This is a genomic window from [Bacillus] caldolyticus, assembly GCF_003595605.1.
GTDB lineage: Bacteria > Bacillota > Bacilli > Bacillales > Anoxybacillaceae > Geobacillus > Geobacillus thermoleovorans.
Genome location: NZ_CP025074.1, coordinates 2,569,088 through 2,584,651, shown reverse-complemented (window position 1 = coordinate 2,584,651; position 15,564 = coordinate 2,569,088). Strand labels below are relative to the sequence as shown.

10 protein-coding genes and 6 pseudogenes are annotated in these 15,564 nt (G+C 46.8%); 3 read left to right on the top strand and 13 right to left on the bottom strand.

The window, feature by feature from the left end; all coding sequences use genetic code 11:
- Window positions 1-77: 77 nt before the first annotated feature.
- From CWI35_RS13375 to CWI35_RS13335, 7 genes and pseudogenes are all read right to left on the bottom strand, one after another.
- Window positions 78-329, bottom strand: a pseudogene (locus tag CWI35_RS13375) (ATP-binding protein); the annotation flags it as partial.
- 128 nt (window positions 330-457) lie between these two features.
- A pseudogene (locus tag CWI35_RS13370) lies at window positions 458-2,115 on the bottom strand (IS1634 family transposase).
- 592 nt (window positions 2,116-2,707) lie between these two features.
- On the bottom strand, window positions 2,708-3,508 hold the full coding sequence (locus CWI35_RS13355; RefSeq protein WP_162924027.1) for a radical SAM protein: 801 nt from the start codon (window positions 3,506-3,508) through the stop codon (window positions 2,708-2,710).
- A gap of 69 nt (window positions 3,509-3,577) precedes the next feature.
- Window positions 3,578-4,747, bottom strand: a complete 1,170-nt coding sequence (locus tag CWI35_RS13350) for an IS256 family transposase (RefSeq protein WP_119877576.1) — start codon at window positions 4,745-4,747, stop codon at window positions 3,578-3,580.
- Between the two features lie 68 nt (window positions 4,748-4,815).
- Window positions 4,816-5,490, bottom strand: a complete 675-nt coding sequence (locus CWI35_RS13345) for a radical SAM protein (RefSeq protein WP_119877842.1) — start codon at window positions 5,488-5,490, stop codon at window positions 4,816-4,818.
- Window positions 5,491-5,492: 2 nt separating this feature from the next.
- Window positions 5,493-6,230, bottom strand: a complete 738-nt coding sequence (locus tag CWI35_RS13340; RefSeq protein ID WP_021322585.1) for a class I SAM-dependent methyltransferase — start codon at window positions 6,228-6,230, stop codon at window positions 5,493-5,495.
- A 1,108-nt stretch (window positions 6,231-7,338) separates the two neighbouring features.
- Window positions 7,339-7,668: pseudogene (locus CWI35_RS13335) on the bottom strand (UPF0236 family transposase-like protein); the annotation flags it as partial.
- Window positions 7,669-7,834: 166 nt separating this feature from the next.
- Between CWI35_RS13335 and CWI35_RS13330 the strand changes: the two are divergent.
- Window positions 7,835-9,247, top strand: a pseudogene (locus CWI35_RS13330) (DDE-type integrase/transposase/recombinase).
- 489 nt (window positions 9,248-9,736) lie between these two features.
- On the opposite strand, the gene CWI35_RS18315 reads toward CWI35_RS13330, so the two are convergent.
- On the bottom strand, window positions 9,737-9,895 hold the full coding sequence (locus CWI35_RS18315; protein WP_011232413.1) for a hypothetical protein: 159 nt from the start codon (window positions 9,893-9,895) through the stop codon (window positions 9,737-9,739).
- Between the two features lie 173 nt (window positions 9,896-10,068).
- Between CWI35_RS18315 and CWI35_RS13325 the strand changes: the two are divergent.
- Window positions 10,069-10,500, top strand: a pseudogene (locus CWI35_RS13325) (biotin transporter BioY); the annotation flags it as partial.
- Between the two features lie 208 nt (window positions 10,501-10,708).
- Here CWI35_RS13325 and CWI35_RS13315 read toward each other — a convergent pair.
- From CWI35_RS13315 to CWI35_RS18615, 3 genes are all read right to left on the bottom strand, one after another.
- The gene (locus CWI35_RS13315) at window positions 10,709-11,509 is read right to left on the bottom strand and encodes an ExeA family protein (RefSeq protein ID WP_119877840.1); all 801 of its coding nucleotides are present in this window, start codon (window positions 11,507-11,509) and stop codon (window positions 10,709-10,711) included.
- Window positions 11,502-12,752, bottom strand: a complete 1,251-nt coding sequence (locus CWI35_RS13310; protein WP_042382153.1) for an IS481 family transposase — start codon at window positions 12,750-12,752, stop codon at window positions 11,502-11,504. The genes CWI35_RS13315 and CWI35_RS13310 overlap by 8 nt, the downstream gene beginning before the upstream one ends.
- A 141-nt stretch (window positions 12,753-12,893) precedes the next feature.
- On the bottom strand, window positions 12,894-13,457 hold the full coding sequence (locus tag CWI35_RS18615; protein WP_119877839.1) for a DUF6431 domain-containing protein: 564 nt from the start codon (window positions 13,455-13,457) through the stop codon (window positions 12,894-12,896).
- 146 nt (window positions 13,458-13,603) lie between these two features.
- Between CWI35_RS18615 and CWI35_RS13300 the strand changes: the two are divergent.
- A pseudogene (locus CWI35_RS13300) lies at window positions 13,604-13,786 on the top strand (BioY family transporter); the annotation flags it as partial.
- 109 nt (window positions 13,787-13,895) lie between these two features.
- Here CWI35_RS13300 and CWI35_RS13295 read toward each other — a convergent pair.
- Both CWI35_RS13295 and CWI35_RS13290 read right to left on the bottom strand, forming a co-directional pair.
- On the bottom strand, window positions 13,896-14,894 hold the full coding sequence (locus tag CWI35_RS13295; RefSeq protein WP_011232415.1) for an inorganic phosphate transporter: 999 nt from the start codon (window positions 14,892-14,894) through the stop codon (window positions 13,896-13,898).
- An 18-nt stretch (window positions 14,895-14,912) separates the two neighbouring features.
- Window positions 14,913-15,533, bottom strand: a complete 621-nt coding sequence (locus tag CWI35_RS13290; protein ID WP_011232416.1) for a DUF47 domain-containing protein — start codon at window positions 15,531-15,533, stop codon at window positions 14,913-14,915.
- Window positions 15,534-15,564 lie beyond the last annotated feature (31 nt).

Genomic DNA, 15,564 nt, shown 5'->3' with positions numbered 1-15,564 from the left:
GGAATGACTGTGTTTGGCAAGTAAAAAATACACAATATGGCGGTGAATTTGTGCACAACCTTGCCAGTTCCCGTATTTTATCGGTTCTTTTTAGATAGAGCGTGCCGCAATCGATAACTTTCCCCCGTAAAGGTGAGAATATGGGCATGGTGCACCAATCGGTCAATGATGGCGGCCGTTAAACGCTTATCCCCAAATATGGTGTTCCATTGTCCAAATTCCAAGTTCGATGTGACAATAATGCTCGTCTGTTCGTAACACTCGGCAATTAAACTGAACAACAATTCTGCCCCATCTTTATGAAACGGAATAAATCCTAGTTCATCTAACTCACATTTCGCACCTTAACAGAGTCCAAACAAAGGATTTTTTATTTAGTTTTTCAGAATAACTTTTTGACCAACACGACGAGCGATGGCAATCCTTTTTTTACCATCGCTAGTCGTTCCGTATCACGTTACACGTAGATGCTCTCATCCATGCCCAATCCCTGCAGAATCCTTCGCTGGTCCGGGTTGAGGGGGCGATCGAGTGCGCGTTGGATGCGCCCGTCTGGCAGCTCCAGCAGGATGACGTTCACATATTGAAACAGCTGAAAAATCGCCTGTCCCGTTGGCCGTGTCAACTTGCGGCCTCCCGCGCCCTTTAACGGGTGTTCGGGTGTGATGAACTGGCGCACCCGGCGCTGAAAAACGCGGTAAATCGCTAGGGCCAACAGAAACAAATAGCCCAATGCGGCGACCCGTTCCGGTTTTTTGACGTAAATCTCATCTGTGAAAAACGGATCTTTCAAAAACGCGAAGTTCATTTCCACCGAGATTTGCCCTTTATACAGCTTCAAGATTTCTTGGGCATCCATGGGTTGGCCCTTCCATTCCTTCGGAACGGTCGTGACGAGAACAAACCGGGACGCTTTCCGTCTTGCCTGTTCCCATGTCGGTTGGTTGAATTCGACGTTTAGGTGAAGGGTGTACAGCGTCTCCGTCTCGGGCTCCGCCCCTTTTTTGGCCGTCCGCGCCGTTTTTTCGGACGCACGATCTCTTTGACCGCGGCGTTGACCCGATGAAACCGGGGGCGAAGGGACGCCTTGAGGGATGTCAAGGCTTGTTCGGCGTCTTCCCGGCAGGAGAAGGGATGGCGCTCCCAACGCTCTTGTTCCTCGCGAAGAAGCTCCGCTTCTTTCGCCCGCTCTTTTTCGAGCGTTTTTCCTTTGCGCTGGTCGAGCGCGCTCGATTCGACGACGATCAGCCGAACCGAGTGGCCTTCATAGGTCGAGGCCGTTTCCCATACCCGATGCGTGGCGCCGTTTCTCTCCGCTAGGGTAAAGGGTTTACTCCACGTGATGTGAGGCGAATCGGCCTCCGCGAGCGCCTGTTTCACGATCCGGAGCGATGAAGGGCCTCTGGTGATCAAAAAGGCGTTGGCGGCTTTCGTCTGCGCCAAGGTGTCTTTTGTCATCGCGGCGGAATCGGCCACGTAAATCCATTCGTCGTCGAGGTGGGCTTGCTTCAGCTGTTCATGGACACGGGACAGCACCTCGGGATTCCATGTTTTATCAGACAGGTTGCCGTCGTGCACATCGCCGTAAAACGGGATGCCATCCTCGTTGCCGACCAGTCCGAAGCCGATCTGTTTTTGCCAATGCTGATGGCGGTTGTAGCCATGTGTGATCTGCAGAGCCTCTAACGAGGCCGATTCATAGGCTCTGTAAACCGTCTTGTCTGTCGTATCGGCGTGAAAGGCTCGGAGGGAAAGGCCTTCTTTGTGATAAATGTGAATCAAGCAAGTGCTGATGACCTTGTGAATATCGGCCTCATACAAGCGGTCGAGATGACGGGCCAAGGCATCGTCGTTCAACCAGGAAGGATGGAGACCGGGACGAATGAGTTTCTCTAGATCGATCTCCTGAGCCCATCGTTCTAAGTGAACAAGGGCTTGCCGGCCGTCAAATAGATTGTAAAGGATGGCCTGAACGGCATCGCTGACTCGCGTTTGGCACTGTGGATCGACGGGCACAGGATGGTCAATCAAGTGGGGGAGGTCCAGTTTTTTGACTAGAACACTTATTATATTCAAATAATCATTACGATAGACCCCTTTGACTTTCACATTCATGAGAGAAAAACTCCTTTACGTTCCTTGTGTGTCAAGGATTCATTCGACATCGGAATGAAAAAATCCTCCCGATTTTCGTCGGGAGGGTGCGAAATGTGAGGCGGAACAAAAAAATCCTCTCGATTTTTGCCGAGAGGGTGCGAAATGTGAGTTCTCAAAAAGACTTTTCCAGACTTTTTGAGAACAAAATAAGCATTATCATTATTCTGACTACAAAGATCAAATTGTTTGACTACGAGCAACTACATCTCAGGTTTATAATTATATTCTTTTCTGTCAAATCAGCCACTTTTTTCCTCTTGATCAATTTCATTTATCTCACCTCCTTTCAGGCATAAAGATGACTAATCAAGGTGTGCGTATTTTCACGGAAAAGATCCATGGGCAACGTTTTGCCCTCCACCCGGGCATGAAAATGACCAATCCAAGCACGTGCATTTTCACGGAAAAGATCCATGGGCAGCGCGCTTTGCCCTCCACCCGGCATGAAAATGACTGCTCAAGGCGCTGCATTTTCACGGAAAAGCTAAATTAATCATGCATTTGAAGATTACATGGTATGAAGCTTGGTAAATAAGGTATATCAGTACAACTAATCGTTTTTTATGTCTATTCCAGCGTAAACAGTAACTAATTCAAGGGCTGTTCGAATTCCCTTCTTTAAAGGTGGACAAGGACTCCTTTGTTCTTTAATTCTAATTAGTGGACAATGCATTCCCTGACAAGTTGGCTTTAAAATGCAAGAGTTACATTGCCTATCATCTTTCGCATCTGCCGTTATCCATAAGGTAAGTTTATCTTCATCAATATCAAAAGTTCCGTCTCCTCTAATTTTCCCTAATTGATTCAGAGGCTCATCTAATTCTAAAGTACATTTATAAATAGTTCCATCTGCCCCAATCGCAAAACTATTCGGAAGACCAGCGTAACAAACACTTCCCATTGGGTCAAGGGAACTTAGCAATTCAGTGGAGGTCGGAAAATAACAATGTGCTCGTTTTTGAACCTCACTCATAACTTTAAAACTTTCTTTTGGATCATATAGTGGTAGATCTTTAGCAGATGTTCCACCATAATTCTGCACAGGTTTAAAATATAATTGGAAACGTTCATCTCCATTCAAAAACTCTGAAAGCAGTTCTATTAATTCTTGCATTCTATCCTTATTGGTTTTATCGAAATTTGAGCGGATTAAAACTTTAAACTCTAAATCAGTCTTTTGAATACTTTTTAAATTGTTTATAATACGATCAAAAGTAGGACCACCATCTTTAAGTATTCTATGTGTATCATGGGTATCTTTGGTACCGTCAAGAATTTTGTGTAATGTAAATGGGGTAGGGTTTCTCTGAAATGGATTTGAATTGATAGGGGACTGATTTTCTCCACACAAGAGACTGAATATTCAGTCTCTTGTGTGGAAAGGGAGAATCCCCTTATTTTGTTTATTTACAATATTTGGTTAACAATAACGTTCTTCAAACATTCGTTGAAGAGCTTCATGCGCTTCGGCAAATCCTCGTAACTTTCTTCCTGCCCATTTCTCGTTAAAATCTTGAATCGTCAAATACACGATTTTTTCAGCGGCTTCTAAACTGCTCAAACTGTTCATCGGCTTTAGACGTTTCCGAATTTCCTTGATCGTTCGTTCGATGGCATTGGTCGTATAAATCACACTTCGAATACTGCTTGGATAATCCATAAATGTAAGGAGGACATCCAACTCATTGGCCCAAGATTGAACTTCTCTTGGATATTTGCTGGACCATTTCGACTCAAACTGTTGAAACATTTGTAACGCCATCTCCTTATTCGGCGCGCGATAAATCAGCTTGAGATCCTCGGCCACTTCGAATTGGTCTTTTTTCCGAACACGATGGAGCGTGTTGCGGACTTTGTGAACGACACAACGCTGCACATCGGCTTTCGGATAAACCGCCTTAAAGGCTTCCTCCAACCCCGGTAGTCCATCGAAGACGCCCAGAAGCACTTCCTTTACGCCCCTGTTGTATAGTTGTTGAAGAATCTCCTGCCATACATAGGCGCTTTCTTGTCCTCCCACGAAGAAATCCAGAATTTCTCGATACCCTTCTTCATTCACTCCTAACACCACATAAATGACTTCTTTCTCTACCGTATCGCGGCGAAGTTTCACGTACAAGCCGTCCAAATATAAGACAGAATAACGTTTGGATAGTGGACGATGGTGCCATTTCTCGATGTCTTCTTTCACGACATCGGTAATACGGCTGATCGTCGCTGGAGAATAAGCATTTCCTAGAATTCGTTCGATAAACTTGCCAATTTCCCGTGTACTCATGCCACTTTGATACATCCTAATGATGGCTTCCTCCAGCCAGCCGGTGTGGCGTTGATAAGGGGCAAACAACTGTGTTTGAAATTCCCCGTTTCGGTCTCTTGGAACCAAAAGACCCTCAATCCGGCCATATTGCGTATCTAGATTTCGCTGATAGTAGCCGTTTCTCATATTCGGCGTTCCAGCCTGTTCGATTTCGAGGAAATGTTTGATTTCTTCCCGCATAATCAGCTCTAATTTTTCCTTCACAAACTGACGAATGACACTTTCCAGTTGATTTGCCCAGTCGGCATTCGGTATACTTCTTTTAGACATAGGTAGGGTACTCCTTTCTCTAAGATTTTTGGTCCAATCAGAGAATACCCTACCTTTTTTCTTTTGTTCTAGCAAAATGCTTTACACAAACTTTTATACATCATCGTATCTTTCGGCCCGTCTAAAGTGATTTGATATTGGATAATATTCAAATCTACCAATTCACGAAATAGATTTTCATCGAGTTCGTATCCATTTGTTGTAATTCCAGAGTTGAATGTAAATCCGAATTTTTTAGATATTTCTTTAACTTCTTTATTAATATTCCTAATTACATTTACACCTTCTAATGGCTCCCCGCCGAACCAAGCAATATTTAGACTATTAATATGAGGTGCTTTTCGTAAAATATGCTTAATAATAGCCTGTTGAATTTCTTTCGGCATTTCCCCCCTTAAAAATTTCTCGAAGCAATAAACACACCTAAAATTACATTCTTCTGTAGAATATAAAATTAATTCATAGTGATCCTTTCGATTTTTTTCCATATCTCTCATTAAATCTACTAATCGATTTTCATCGGTTGAATGATGTACCAAAAAATGTTGATTAATTAACTCTGTTTCTAATTCATTTGCAGGTTCACATAATAACCCCTCCCGTAAAATAGTTTTAACCTTTTCTTTTGTTTTTACATCTTCAATTGTTGCTATAGCTCCAGAAAAAGTGTTAAATAAGATTAAAGTACCTTCTTGAGTCTCATGTTTAATTGTGTAACGTGATTTGCGATATTTTTTATACATTTCTATCCTTCCTTTTTTAGAATAATAATTAACTCAGGGCTATTAATTGAAAACGGTGATTTATCAAAATCACCATAAACATTGCTTATTTTAAAACCAACAGTACTTAACATATTTTTTAATTCAACAGCAGTATAAATTCGTAAATCAAGGTGGTATTCTTTTATATTGCTATTATTTCTTTTTTGTCTAATTTTTAATAGTCCATTTAATAAATCGATTTCCCTGCTTTCAAAAATTGGCTGGTGGAAAATATCATAAAAATATGAACTGTCCTCAAAATATTTCAATAACAACTCCCTGTTAAAAACATGCACAATAAATATCCCTTGATATTTTAGAGAATTATAAACTTTACCGAAAATTTTAATGGTTTCTTCATCGTTAAAGTAACCAATAGATGTTTCTAAACAGTAGACTAAATCAAAGACTTCAATAAAATTCATAAAACGTGCATCGCAGAACATAATATTAGCAGCGGGATCGGTTTCCTTGACTTTGGCTACTGTTTCGTAATGTGAATCTATGCCAATAACATCAAAGCCTAGTCTTCTAATAGAAAAAAGATGTCTTCCGTTACCACAACATAAATCAAGTATTTTACTCTCTTTTGGAAGAGTATCAAGCATGGACTTTAAAAATGCAACCTGTTTTCCTGTTTTTTGGCTGTATAAAAGTCCATAAGCATTTTGGTAAGAAGTATACTCAAAAAAATGATTCAAATCATTTTTAATATCCAATAATTGCTCTCCTCCTACCCTGAAAACTCGAAAAAGACAAGAACGATCTCTACCTAACCATTAGAAGTAGGTTTTAAAAGAAAGAATTTCAGTATATATGGTTTACCGATAATGCGCACTCGTTTTTTCCAGTTTCACTTGATACCCTATCCCCCTAAATTGCTTCATCGTTTGACACACTAGGTTCGTTTCTCGCTACCAATCCCAGTAGTAGGTTTCCAAACTCTCTATACCTCTATACTGTTCCTTTCTGGTTAAAATGACGTAGAGGATTTGTAACATCGTTCTTCCCACAGCGATACTCGCCCGATTTACTCCTCTTCGTTTAGCGATCCGATGATACTTCACGGATAAATGGGTGTTTTTCGTTCGGGCCATGGCACGAGCACCCCACACCAGGTGTAACCTCAACTTCTTGTTTCCTTGCCTCACCCGTCTATATTTCCATTTCCCGAAACTTTCGTGATTTCCCGGCGCCATGACTGCCCATGAAGACAAAATTGAATTCACAAATGATCGATCGTTCGTTCTGGGTTCTGGTTGATTCTTCGAATAAAGGCTTGAACATTCTTTCCGATTCCATGCACAGATTTAACCCATGCAAGATTTCGCTTGTTCCACAAAGGATATAAGTTGATCCTCACTTTTGCTGAATGAGTTCATCGACAATCATAAGCATCTCTTTACGTTACATGTGTATCAGTGGGAGATAAATGTCGTAGCATTTTTCTCATCTGTTGTAGGGATCATTGTTTGTTCTGATTTCAGATCAGCTTTCTGTAAGTGAACATCCCTTGATCAGTGGTCCAAACATATTAAACAGGTCAAACCATTATTACAGCTATCCCATTTGTCGAACTATGATTTTTCCACTCATGAAAATACATCTGCTCTATGATTTTTGATGTTTTTGAATTTTAGTAATTATATTTTCAAAAATGTCAAGCAGGATCATTACTAAGAGTCAGTCAAGACTTTGTGGAAACTTTTTTGATTCGCTGAAAACAGGTGTAAATCATAGGTTGGCAAACCATTTTTTGAATTTAGTCCGTAAGCGCTTTTGAATTCTCATCCCTTGCCATGGCAGATCGATATGTATACCTTTTTTTTACCATGCCTTGAGTTCAGACAGGGCATGATAGATCGGTGTCCCGGACGATTGCTTTAAATATGGCACGTTATTCCGCGTGATCTCAGGCCAAAGACGGCGGACGCGTTGTTTCGCCTTGTTCACGACCGTCTGTTTAGTGGATGTCGTTTCCTCCGCCGGATGCGACGATCCTTCTCCGAAACGACGTCCGAAAAGACGAATCCCATCCATCCGGGCAATCATTGCCTTGAAAAACGCCCTGAGTCCCTTGTCGGTCCAACTGCGGCGGTATTTCACCCGATACGCCAACTGGCTCATCACGCTTTCAGCCCTCCCCATCGGATACAGGTATTGTCAAAAGTTTATCCTCCACACTCACGGTTTTTCCTTGGGTTTCAACGGTTGAACAAAAAAAGCTTACCACCCCCGTTGTTTTCCGCCATCATTGAGGTAACGACACCCAACAGCCAAAACAAAGGAGTGACAAGCTTTGTTACCTCAATGATTAGCCTATTTGCTTGAAATAATCAAGACCCAATATCAAATTATCGTGTATTAGATGGGTGTGATATTGGGAAAATCGTTGAATCTCGAGGACTTGGACGAACCCATCCAAAAACCGTACCGGAAACTTCAAGTCGATGACCTTCCGATCATCGATGTGCCGGAAACCCTTGATTACCGGAAGCTGTTGGCGGACTACGAAGCCCAGCACAGACGTCCTTTGCGGCCCATCCAGCGCCGCGCGAAGGCGAAACACCGTGTTCCGGATTCGTTGACCTGCCCTCGCTGCCAGGCTCCCTCTTCTTACCTGTACGCCAATAACGGCGGAAAAGGGCAATACCAATGCAAAGTGTGCCAGTGCCGGTTCAACCACCGAAATCGGTTCACCAAGCAAGCGGTCTTTCGCTGCCCGCACTGCAAAAAGACGCTGGAAAAAATCAAGGAACGCAAAGAATACAACATCTATAAGTGCAAGAACAACGCTTGCCCGTTTTACCGGGCCAACCTTCGACGGATGACGAAGAAGGAGCGCCAACGTTTCAAACAGGATCCTCAAGCCTTCAAGGTGCGGTATTGGTTTCGAGAGTTCTTGTTTGACTTTCTACCGTTGGCTTCCTCGTCACCCATCAAGCCGAAGGTCGATTTGTCCCGGCTGGCTGTGTCGCCGCACATTCTGGGGCTGGTGTTGACGTACCATGTCAACTTTGGAATGTCTTCCCGCATGACGGCAGCCGCCATGAAGGATATCCACGGCGTGTCGATCTCCCATCAGACGGTGCTCAACTACGCCAACAGCGCCGCGCTTTGGATCAAGCCCTTTGTCGACCGATTCCCGTACGAGCTGTCCGGATCGTTCTGCGGAGACGAGACGTATATTCGCGTCAAAGGGCGCTGGCATTACATGTTCTTTCTATTCGATGCCGTCAAAAAGATCGTGCTGTCGTATCGCGTCTCGCCCAATCGGGACACGCTCTCGGCCATCAAGGCCATCAATGATGTCTTGCGGAAGCGGCCATCCATCCCGGACGACTTGTCGTTCGTCGTCGACGGCAATCCCATTTACCTGCTGGCGCAGCACTTCTTCGCCCATCACGGGATTTCGTTTGACATCCGCCAGGTGATCGGGCTGGCCCATGAGGACCCGGTGTCCGAAGAGTTCCGTCCACTCAAGCCAATCATCGAGCGATTCAACCGGACCTTTAAAGGCAACTGCCGCCCGACCCATGGGTTCGGCGCGGAAGAGGGCTCGGTGTCCTTTGTGACGCTGTTTGTGGCGTATTTCAACTTTCTGCGCCCGCATAGCGCGCTCGAAGGCCGGGTCCCGGTCGTCATTCCGGAGCTCGCCGAGCTGCCGCATATGCCGGCCCGGTGGACGAAGTTCATCGCCATGGCACAAGCGTTTCTCCAACAAGAGGCGGCCTAACTTTTTTTGTCCCCGTCGCCCTTGACAACCCTTTCGCACCTTTGTGGCGGGTGTTGGCCAAGGACGAATCCGGCTCCCCACATGCCTCACGATGCTCGATGGGATGGTCTGTGTGGGTTTTTCATAGAACTTTTGACGCTACCTCAGTCCCTTACCAAGTACACGTTATGGTAAACAAACTATATATTTACAATTAAAATCTTACTGGAAATAAAAAAAAAAAAAAAAAGGAACTTTATTACCATATCAAAAATAGGTATTTATTCATAAAAATCAATAAATTCATTTTCTTCTATTCTTTTCATGCCGAAAAAACCATTGAAAAACGAGCACGGCATCCGAGCCGGCAGCATTTTATTAGAACGACAAGACCACTCTAAGGGAACACGATTGGGAGGCGGCCATCTTTTTTCGCTCGATCCCCCGGCTTTTTCGAGGCGCGGAGCGGTCCAAGACGTTTTTCTTTCCCATCCATCCGCGCCCCTTCTTTTACGCATTGCCGTTTTCATCCGTCGGCTGCCGAGCCCCGATTTCCGCCGGGGTGCGCAAATCGTAGCCGTCGTCGTGTTTGCTTGTATGGATGATGTCTTCGTTCGCCCCCATTTTGCTCGCCCGCTTCAGTTCCTCATCCGGCACGAACCGATCCATTGACAAGACCTCCTTTCACGCTCCTCGCCGCGTTGTCCGCATGAAGCGCTCGAGGAGTCGTTTTTCTTATCATCCCCCCAAGCCGCTTTATCATCCGCCGAAAAAAAGAGGATTGACAGCCTAGCGGTTGTTCGGTACGATTTTGTTAACGGACAAAAAAAGGGGGTTTACATATGGAAGGACGGACTTCACTTCGACCGATTGACATGACGCTCGCCGCCATGTTCGTCGCCTTGATGGCGATCGGGGCGAACATTACGTCGTGGGCGCCGTTTCTTGTCGTCGGCGGTGTTCCCATTACGCTGCAGACGTTTTTCTGCGTCTTGGCCGGAGCGGTGCTCGGGCGGCGGCTCGGTGCGGTGGCGATGATTGTGTACATGCTCGTCGGCCTCGCCGGCGTGCCGGTGTTTGCCAAATTCAACGGCGGACTGTCGATGATTTTCCAACCGACATTTGGCTTCATTCTTTCGTTTATCGTTGCCGCTTATGCGACCGGATGGGTCATCAACCGCGGCCCGCAGCCGGCGTCCAAGGCCCGTTTCGTCACCGCCGCACTCGTTGGCATGGTCATCAACTATGTCATCGGCACGAACTGGATGTACATGGTGTAAATTAGCACATTATTTCAGAATCCCTTTTTCAAATTATTTCAGGCGGATTCGGAAATAATGTGCAAAATTTTTGCGGATTGTTCCGGATTTTGCACATTCTTTCGGAACGTTTGCACGCTCTTTCAGATGAAGATTTCCAGCGCGCCTGATGGACCGATGGAAAAGAGAAAGCACAAAAGAGGCCGATTCGGCCCCTTTCGTGCTAATACCCCATTTCCTCTGCGGCCATGCGCACCACTTCTTCGTCAATGGCGTCCTTTTTCAGCTGATACCCGTATAACAGGCACGTCGTGGCCAACGTGTTGATGACACGAGGCCAACCACGTGATTGCAGGGCAATCGCCTCTAACGCCGATGGGGTGAAGATCGGATGCTTCGCCCCGGCCTGTTTCATCCGATGCTCGATGTAGCCCGCCACCTCTTCCTTCTCCAGCGGCCCCATCCGGCATCGCATGATGATCCGCTGATCGAGAGGGCGGTGCTGATTGAGCCGCAGCTTCCCCTGTAAATGGGGCAGCCCGGCCAACATCAAGACAAATGGGTTGGTCGAATCCATCTCAAAGTTGAACAAGATGGCGATGTCCTGTAAAAATGCATCCTTTGCTAAATGCATCTCGTCCAAAATGAACACCGGCGTGATCCGTCGTTCATGATGCAATCGCTCGATCGCCTGCTGGATTTGGCGGAAGAGGTCTACCTTGCGGTACTTCGGTTCCTCTCCTAATCCCAAGGCCAGTCCACGGTAAAAATCCATCACGCCTCCGGTCGATAACGGGAAGTAGACCACATGATACAACGAAGGGGACAACGATTCCTTCCACGCCCGAAGGGCGAACGTCTTGCCCGCCCCCGGCTCCCCAATCAACAGCCCGATTCCCCGCGTTCGTTTCACGTACTCCAGCGCCCGCAGCGCTTCTTGAAACGCCGCCCCTTGATACGCCTCGGACGGATCTGTTTCTTTCGCAAACGGCTCCCGCGAGAGGGAATAAAACGTTTTATACATCCTGTTCGCCCTCCTTCGCCGAAACCGCCGCAAACGGCGACCGGTGACGCTTCACATAGGCATTGTCCTCCAAACGCACCCGAATGGCTTCCGCCACCCGTTTGCCATCTTCGTACACATAGACGCCTCGTTCGTCATAGCGGAGCTCAATCGATTGCCCAATGAACCGAGGCGGCACTTCGTATAGCTGTTTATTCAAGGTGATCGTGCCATCGGCTTTCACCTTGCGGTGCTCCCGTTTCAGAAAAATCGCATCCAGCCAATCGATGTCTTCGATCCACACCACTCGTTCCACTTGGGACTGAAACACCTCATGCGGTGTTTTCCCTTCCAGCGAGGCGTGAGGCTTTCGATGATACTCTTCTTCAAGCCACTTCCAAAAACGCTCGTTCAACTCATCAAGCGATTTCGGTGGATTCAGCTCCAACAGTGGATAAAACCGTGTCTGTACGGTGCGGAAGAACCGTTCGATTTTTCCCTTGCTTTGCGGGTCATACGGCTGAGTGTGGATGAGTGTAATCCCCATCTCGGCGCACGCATACTGCAGCACCTCGGACCGATAAATTTTCCCGTTGTCCGAGTAAATGCGTTTTGGCTTCCCGCAACGAAGCACCGCTTCCTTTGTGACGATCCGCAGCCCGTCAAATTTCTCCGAAGGGAAAAATTGGGCATACGGCACCAACCGCGAGCAGTCATCAATATACGCGATCAAAAACGTTTTCTGGGCTTTCCCATGGACTCGAATTGTGGGTCCATGGGATAAGTCCCCTTGCCATAGCTCATTGATCTGGTCATACGCAAAACGCTTTCGCTCCGGCATCGGCAAGATTTCTTTTCCCACCAGGTTGTGTTTTTTCAACAATCGGTATATAGTAAAGTATGAAAGGGTGGTGGGAATGTCCCCCTGCTTGGTGAGTTGTTCGTAGAATAGGGTCACGGGCATGGTGGGATGTTCCTTTCTCAATGCTAGAATATGATCCTCATCATCGGGGGACAGACGTCTGGAGCGGCCGCGGTCCGAACGGCGCTTCGGCTTCAAGGCGTCAAAGCCCCCTTTTTTGTATCGGGCGCACCAATCCAGAATCGTCTTCGCCGCAATGGGTTTGTCCCCTTGATGAGGAATCGAATGCACTCGCCCGCCCACCTCATTCAAATACGCCTTGGGCTCCACCTGGCCATTCACCAACGGAGCGATCAGCCCGTACCGAAACAGCGCGATGTCGTGTCTCATTGATTCATCCATCCGGATCTCCTCCCTGTCTCCCTGTGATGTTGGACCGTCTCGGTCCCTCTGCCTCCTATCTTACGAAACGGCTCGAGATTCGTCGAGAGGAAGGGTTTGTGGGAACACCAATCATATCCATTTTTGTTGTTAGGAGGAATATTAGGAAACCATTTGATCCGCAAACGGATGCCACCTCTCGTTTGTCCACAGGTCTTGGATGATCGAGCCCACCCCCCGTCCCTCCAAGGTCTGCATCCACCAGACCGCCCGTTCCGTTCTTGTGTTCCCTACAGGGCCGATGATCCCCCACCTTCTCGCCGCCGCGTAATGCAAGCGGGAGAGATTCCGTAAAAATCGTCGGACATAAAATAAGATGACCTCCTTGGTGGGAAAAACAACCTGTTTGGTCTTCGCTCCTTGCCTTGGCGTTTCGAACCATGCTTTGACCGCTTGCCAAATAACCGATCGTGTATATTGAACATACGGGAGGAGGAAAGAAGGCAGCACACTCACGGTTTTGCGACACTCTTGACAGCGATATCGTGCGATCCAAAGGTGATACTCCCCCTCTGCCGTCAACGCATAGCGTTGGTAGTATCCGTGACGATGCAAGGGGCGGCGGGATGAACAGTGGGGGCATTGGTTCACGTCGGGAAAATCGTTCCCTTTCCCACGATCCGTATACGTTTGAATGTCAATGCCAAAGTCGTGAAACTGGATCACACTTCCTCCCCCTCATTGAAACGAATGGAAATCTTTGTCCGAAACAATTCACAAAAAATTTAGCACATTCCTTCAGAAAAGGGGAGAGGGCTTTCTGAAAGAATGTGCAAAAAAATGGGCGTTTTGTGCTGAAATAAAATGATAATTTACACATGGCGTACAAACTATGGGCGGAAGCGCCGGAAGGGCTTTCGTACGGCATGGTGTGGGGCTGGATGCTTGCCCCGCTGCCGAAAGACATTTTGTTGTCGATCGTCGCCGGCTTGATCGCCCCAAGGATTTGCCGGGCGATCGGACGCTCCTCCGCCGCGGACCGTTCGGCGGCCTAAACACGAAAAGAGTCTGACCCAAAAGGGAAATTTTCCTTAAACAAAACACAACATAGGAAAAACAATAAGAAAGGGTGTCCCGATCTGTTGGGACACCCTCTTTCATTCGTTAGAAAAATAAACGGAGAACCTGGTACACAAACCCAGCAATCAACGCTGACACTGGCAAGGTGATGATCCATGTCAGCACAATGCGGCGAGCGACGCCCCATTTGACGCCTTTCACCCGTTGGGCGGCGCCGACCCCCATGATGGCCGAGGAAATGACGTGCGTCGTGCTGACTGGCAAGTGGAACATCGTCGCTGAAAGAATGACGAGTGCGGACGACAAATCAGCCGCCGCTCCGTTGATCGGACGAATTTTCATAATTTTTCCACCGACCGTTTTAATGATCTTCCACCCACCAACAGCCGTTCCCAATCCCATGGCCAAGGCGGCAGAAATGCGCACCCATTCAGGAATGTCGGTCGTCGCGTGGTATCCTCCGGCGATTAACGCCATCGTAATGATCCCCATCGCTTTTTGAGCGTCGTTTGTTCCGTGCGTATACGCCTGAAACGCCGCGGTCACAATTTGAAACATCCGAAAGCCCCTCGTCGTGCTGTATAAGTTGGCGTTTTTAAAGATAAAACGAAAAATGCTCATAATGATAAAGCCGACCCCTAACGCCAAAAACGGGGAAAGAATCAGCGATTGTAAAATTTTCAAAAACCCGCCGTAATTCAAAATCCCAACCCCAGCCGCGGAAATCGCCGCTCCGGCGACCGAACCGATGATCGCGTGCGAAGAGCTGCTCGGAATGCCGTAATACCACGTGATCAAATTCCAGGCAATGGCTGATGTCAACGCCGCTAAAATAATGAGTGGCCCATTTTCTAGGGCAAACGGGTCGACAATGTCTTTCGTAATCGTTTTCGCGACGCCGGTAAAGGTGAGCGCGCCGATAAAGTTCATCGTCGCAGCCAAAATAATGGCTTGACGCGGCGTGAGCGCCCTTGTCGACACCGATGTGGCAATGGCGTTGGCCGTATCGTGAAAGCCGTTGATAAAGTCAAACGCCAATGCGAAAATGACGATGCAGATCGTTAAAATCAGGATCGTATCCATAAACACAGCGTCCCCTTTTTATGCGTTGCGCATGATAATCGTCTCTAACGTATTGGCGACATCTTCACAACTGTCGGCAATCTCTTCCAACATTTCGTAAAGCTCTTTGTATTGAATGATTTTAATCGGGTCTTTTTGCGTCACAAACAAGTTTTTGATCGACGCGCGCAAAATTTCGTCGCACTTCGTTTCATAGTCCTTGATTTTAATGGCATGTTGGCGCATATCGAGCAATTTTTTGTTCGCAAGCAGTTCGAGGGCGTGAACAATTTCAATCGTGCTTTGATAAATATAGTCAAAAAACTTCACCATATGTTCATCGATGTCCGTGAACGAAAACATTTCAAACCGCGCTGAACATTGCTCAAATCCGTCAAGCACATCGTCCATTTTCATCGCCAACTGGTGGATGTCTTCCCGCTCGATCGGCGTAATGAACGTTTTGTTCAATTGGACGACCAGTTCATGGATGAATGAATCGCCCTTTCGTTCGTACTCTTTCATGACGCGGGCAAATTCTTTCAAGTCGCTTACGCTTTGAATTTTATACTCGACAAAATATTGCGCCGCTTCCTTCACATTTTCCGAAATCGTAAACAACATGTCGAAGAAAACGTCTTTTTTCGGTGAAAAAATCATATCGGACACCCTCCATTTGCGAAATCAAAAT

Excerpts from the sequence above, each read along its gene's own strand:
- CWI35_RS13350 (WP_119877576.1), bottom strand. The coding sequence starts at position 4,747 with ATGTCTAAAAGAAGTATACCGAATGCCGACTGGGCAAATCAACTGGAA.
- CWI35_RS13345 (WP_119877842.1), bottom strand. The coding sequence starts at position 5,490 with ATGTATAAAAAATATCGCAAATCACGTTACACAATTAAACATGAGACT.
- CWI35_RS13315 (WP_119877840.1), bottom strand. The coding sequence starts at position 11,509 with ATGTATAAAACGTTTTATTCCCTCTCGCGGGAGCCGTTTGCGAAAGAA.
- CWI35_RS13295 (WP_011232415.1), bottom strand. The coding sequence starts at position 14,894 with ATGGATACGATCCTGATTTTAACGATCTGCATCGTCATTTTCGCATTG.
- CWI35_RS18315 (WP_011232413.1), bottom strand. The coding sequence starts at position 9,895 with ATGGATCGGTTCGTGCCGGATGAGGAACTGAAGCGGGCGAGCAAAATG.
- CWI35_RS13290 (WP_011232416.1), bottom strand. The coding sequence starts at position 15,533 with ATGATTTTTTCACCGAAAAAAGACGTTTTCTTCGACATGTTGTTTACG.
- CWI35_RS13310 (WP_042382153.1), bottom strand. The coding sequence starts at position 12,752 with ATGGATGAATCAATGAGACACGACATCGCGCTGTTTCGGTACGGGCTG.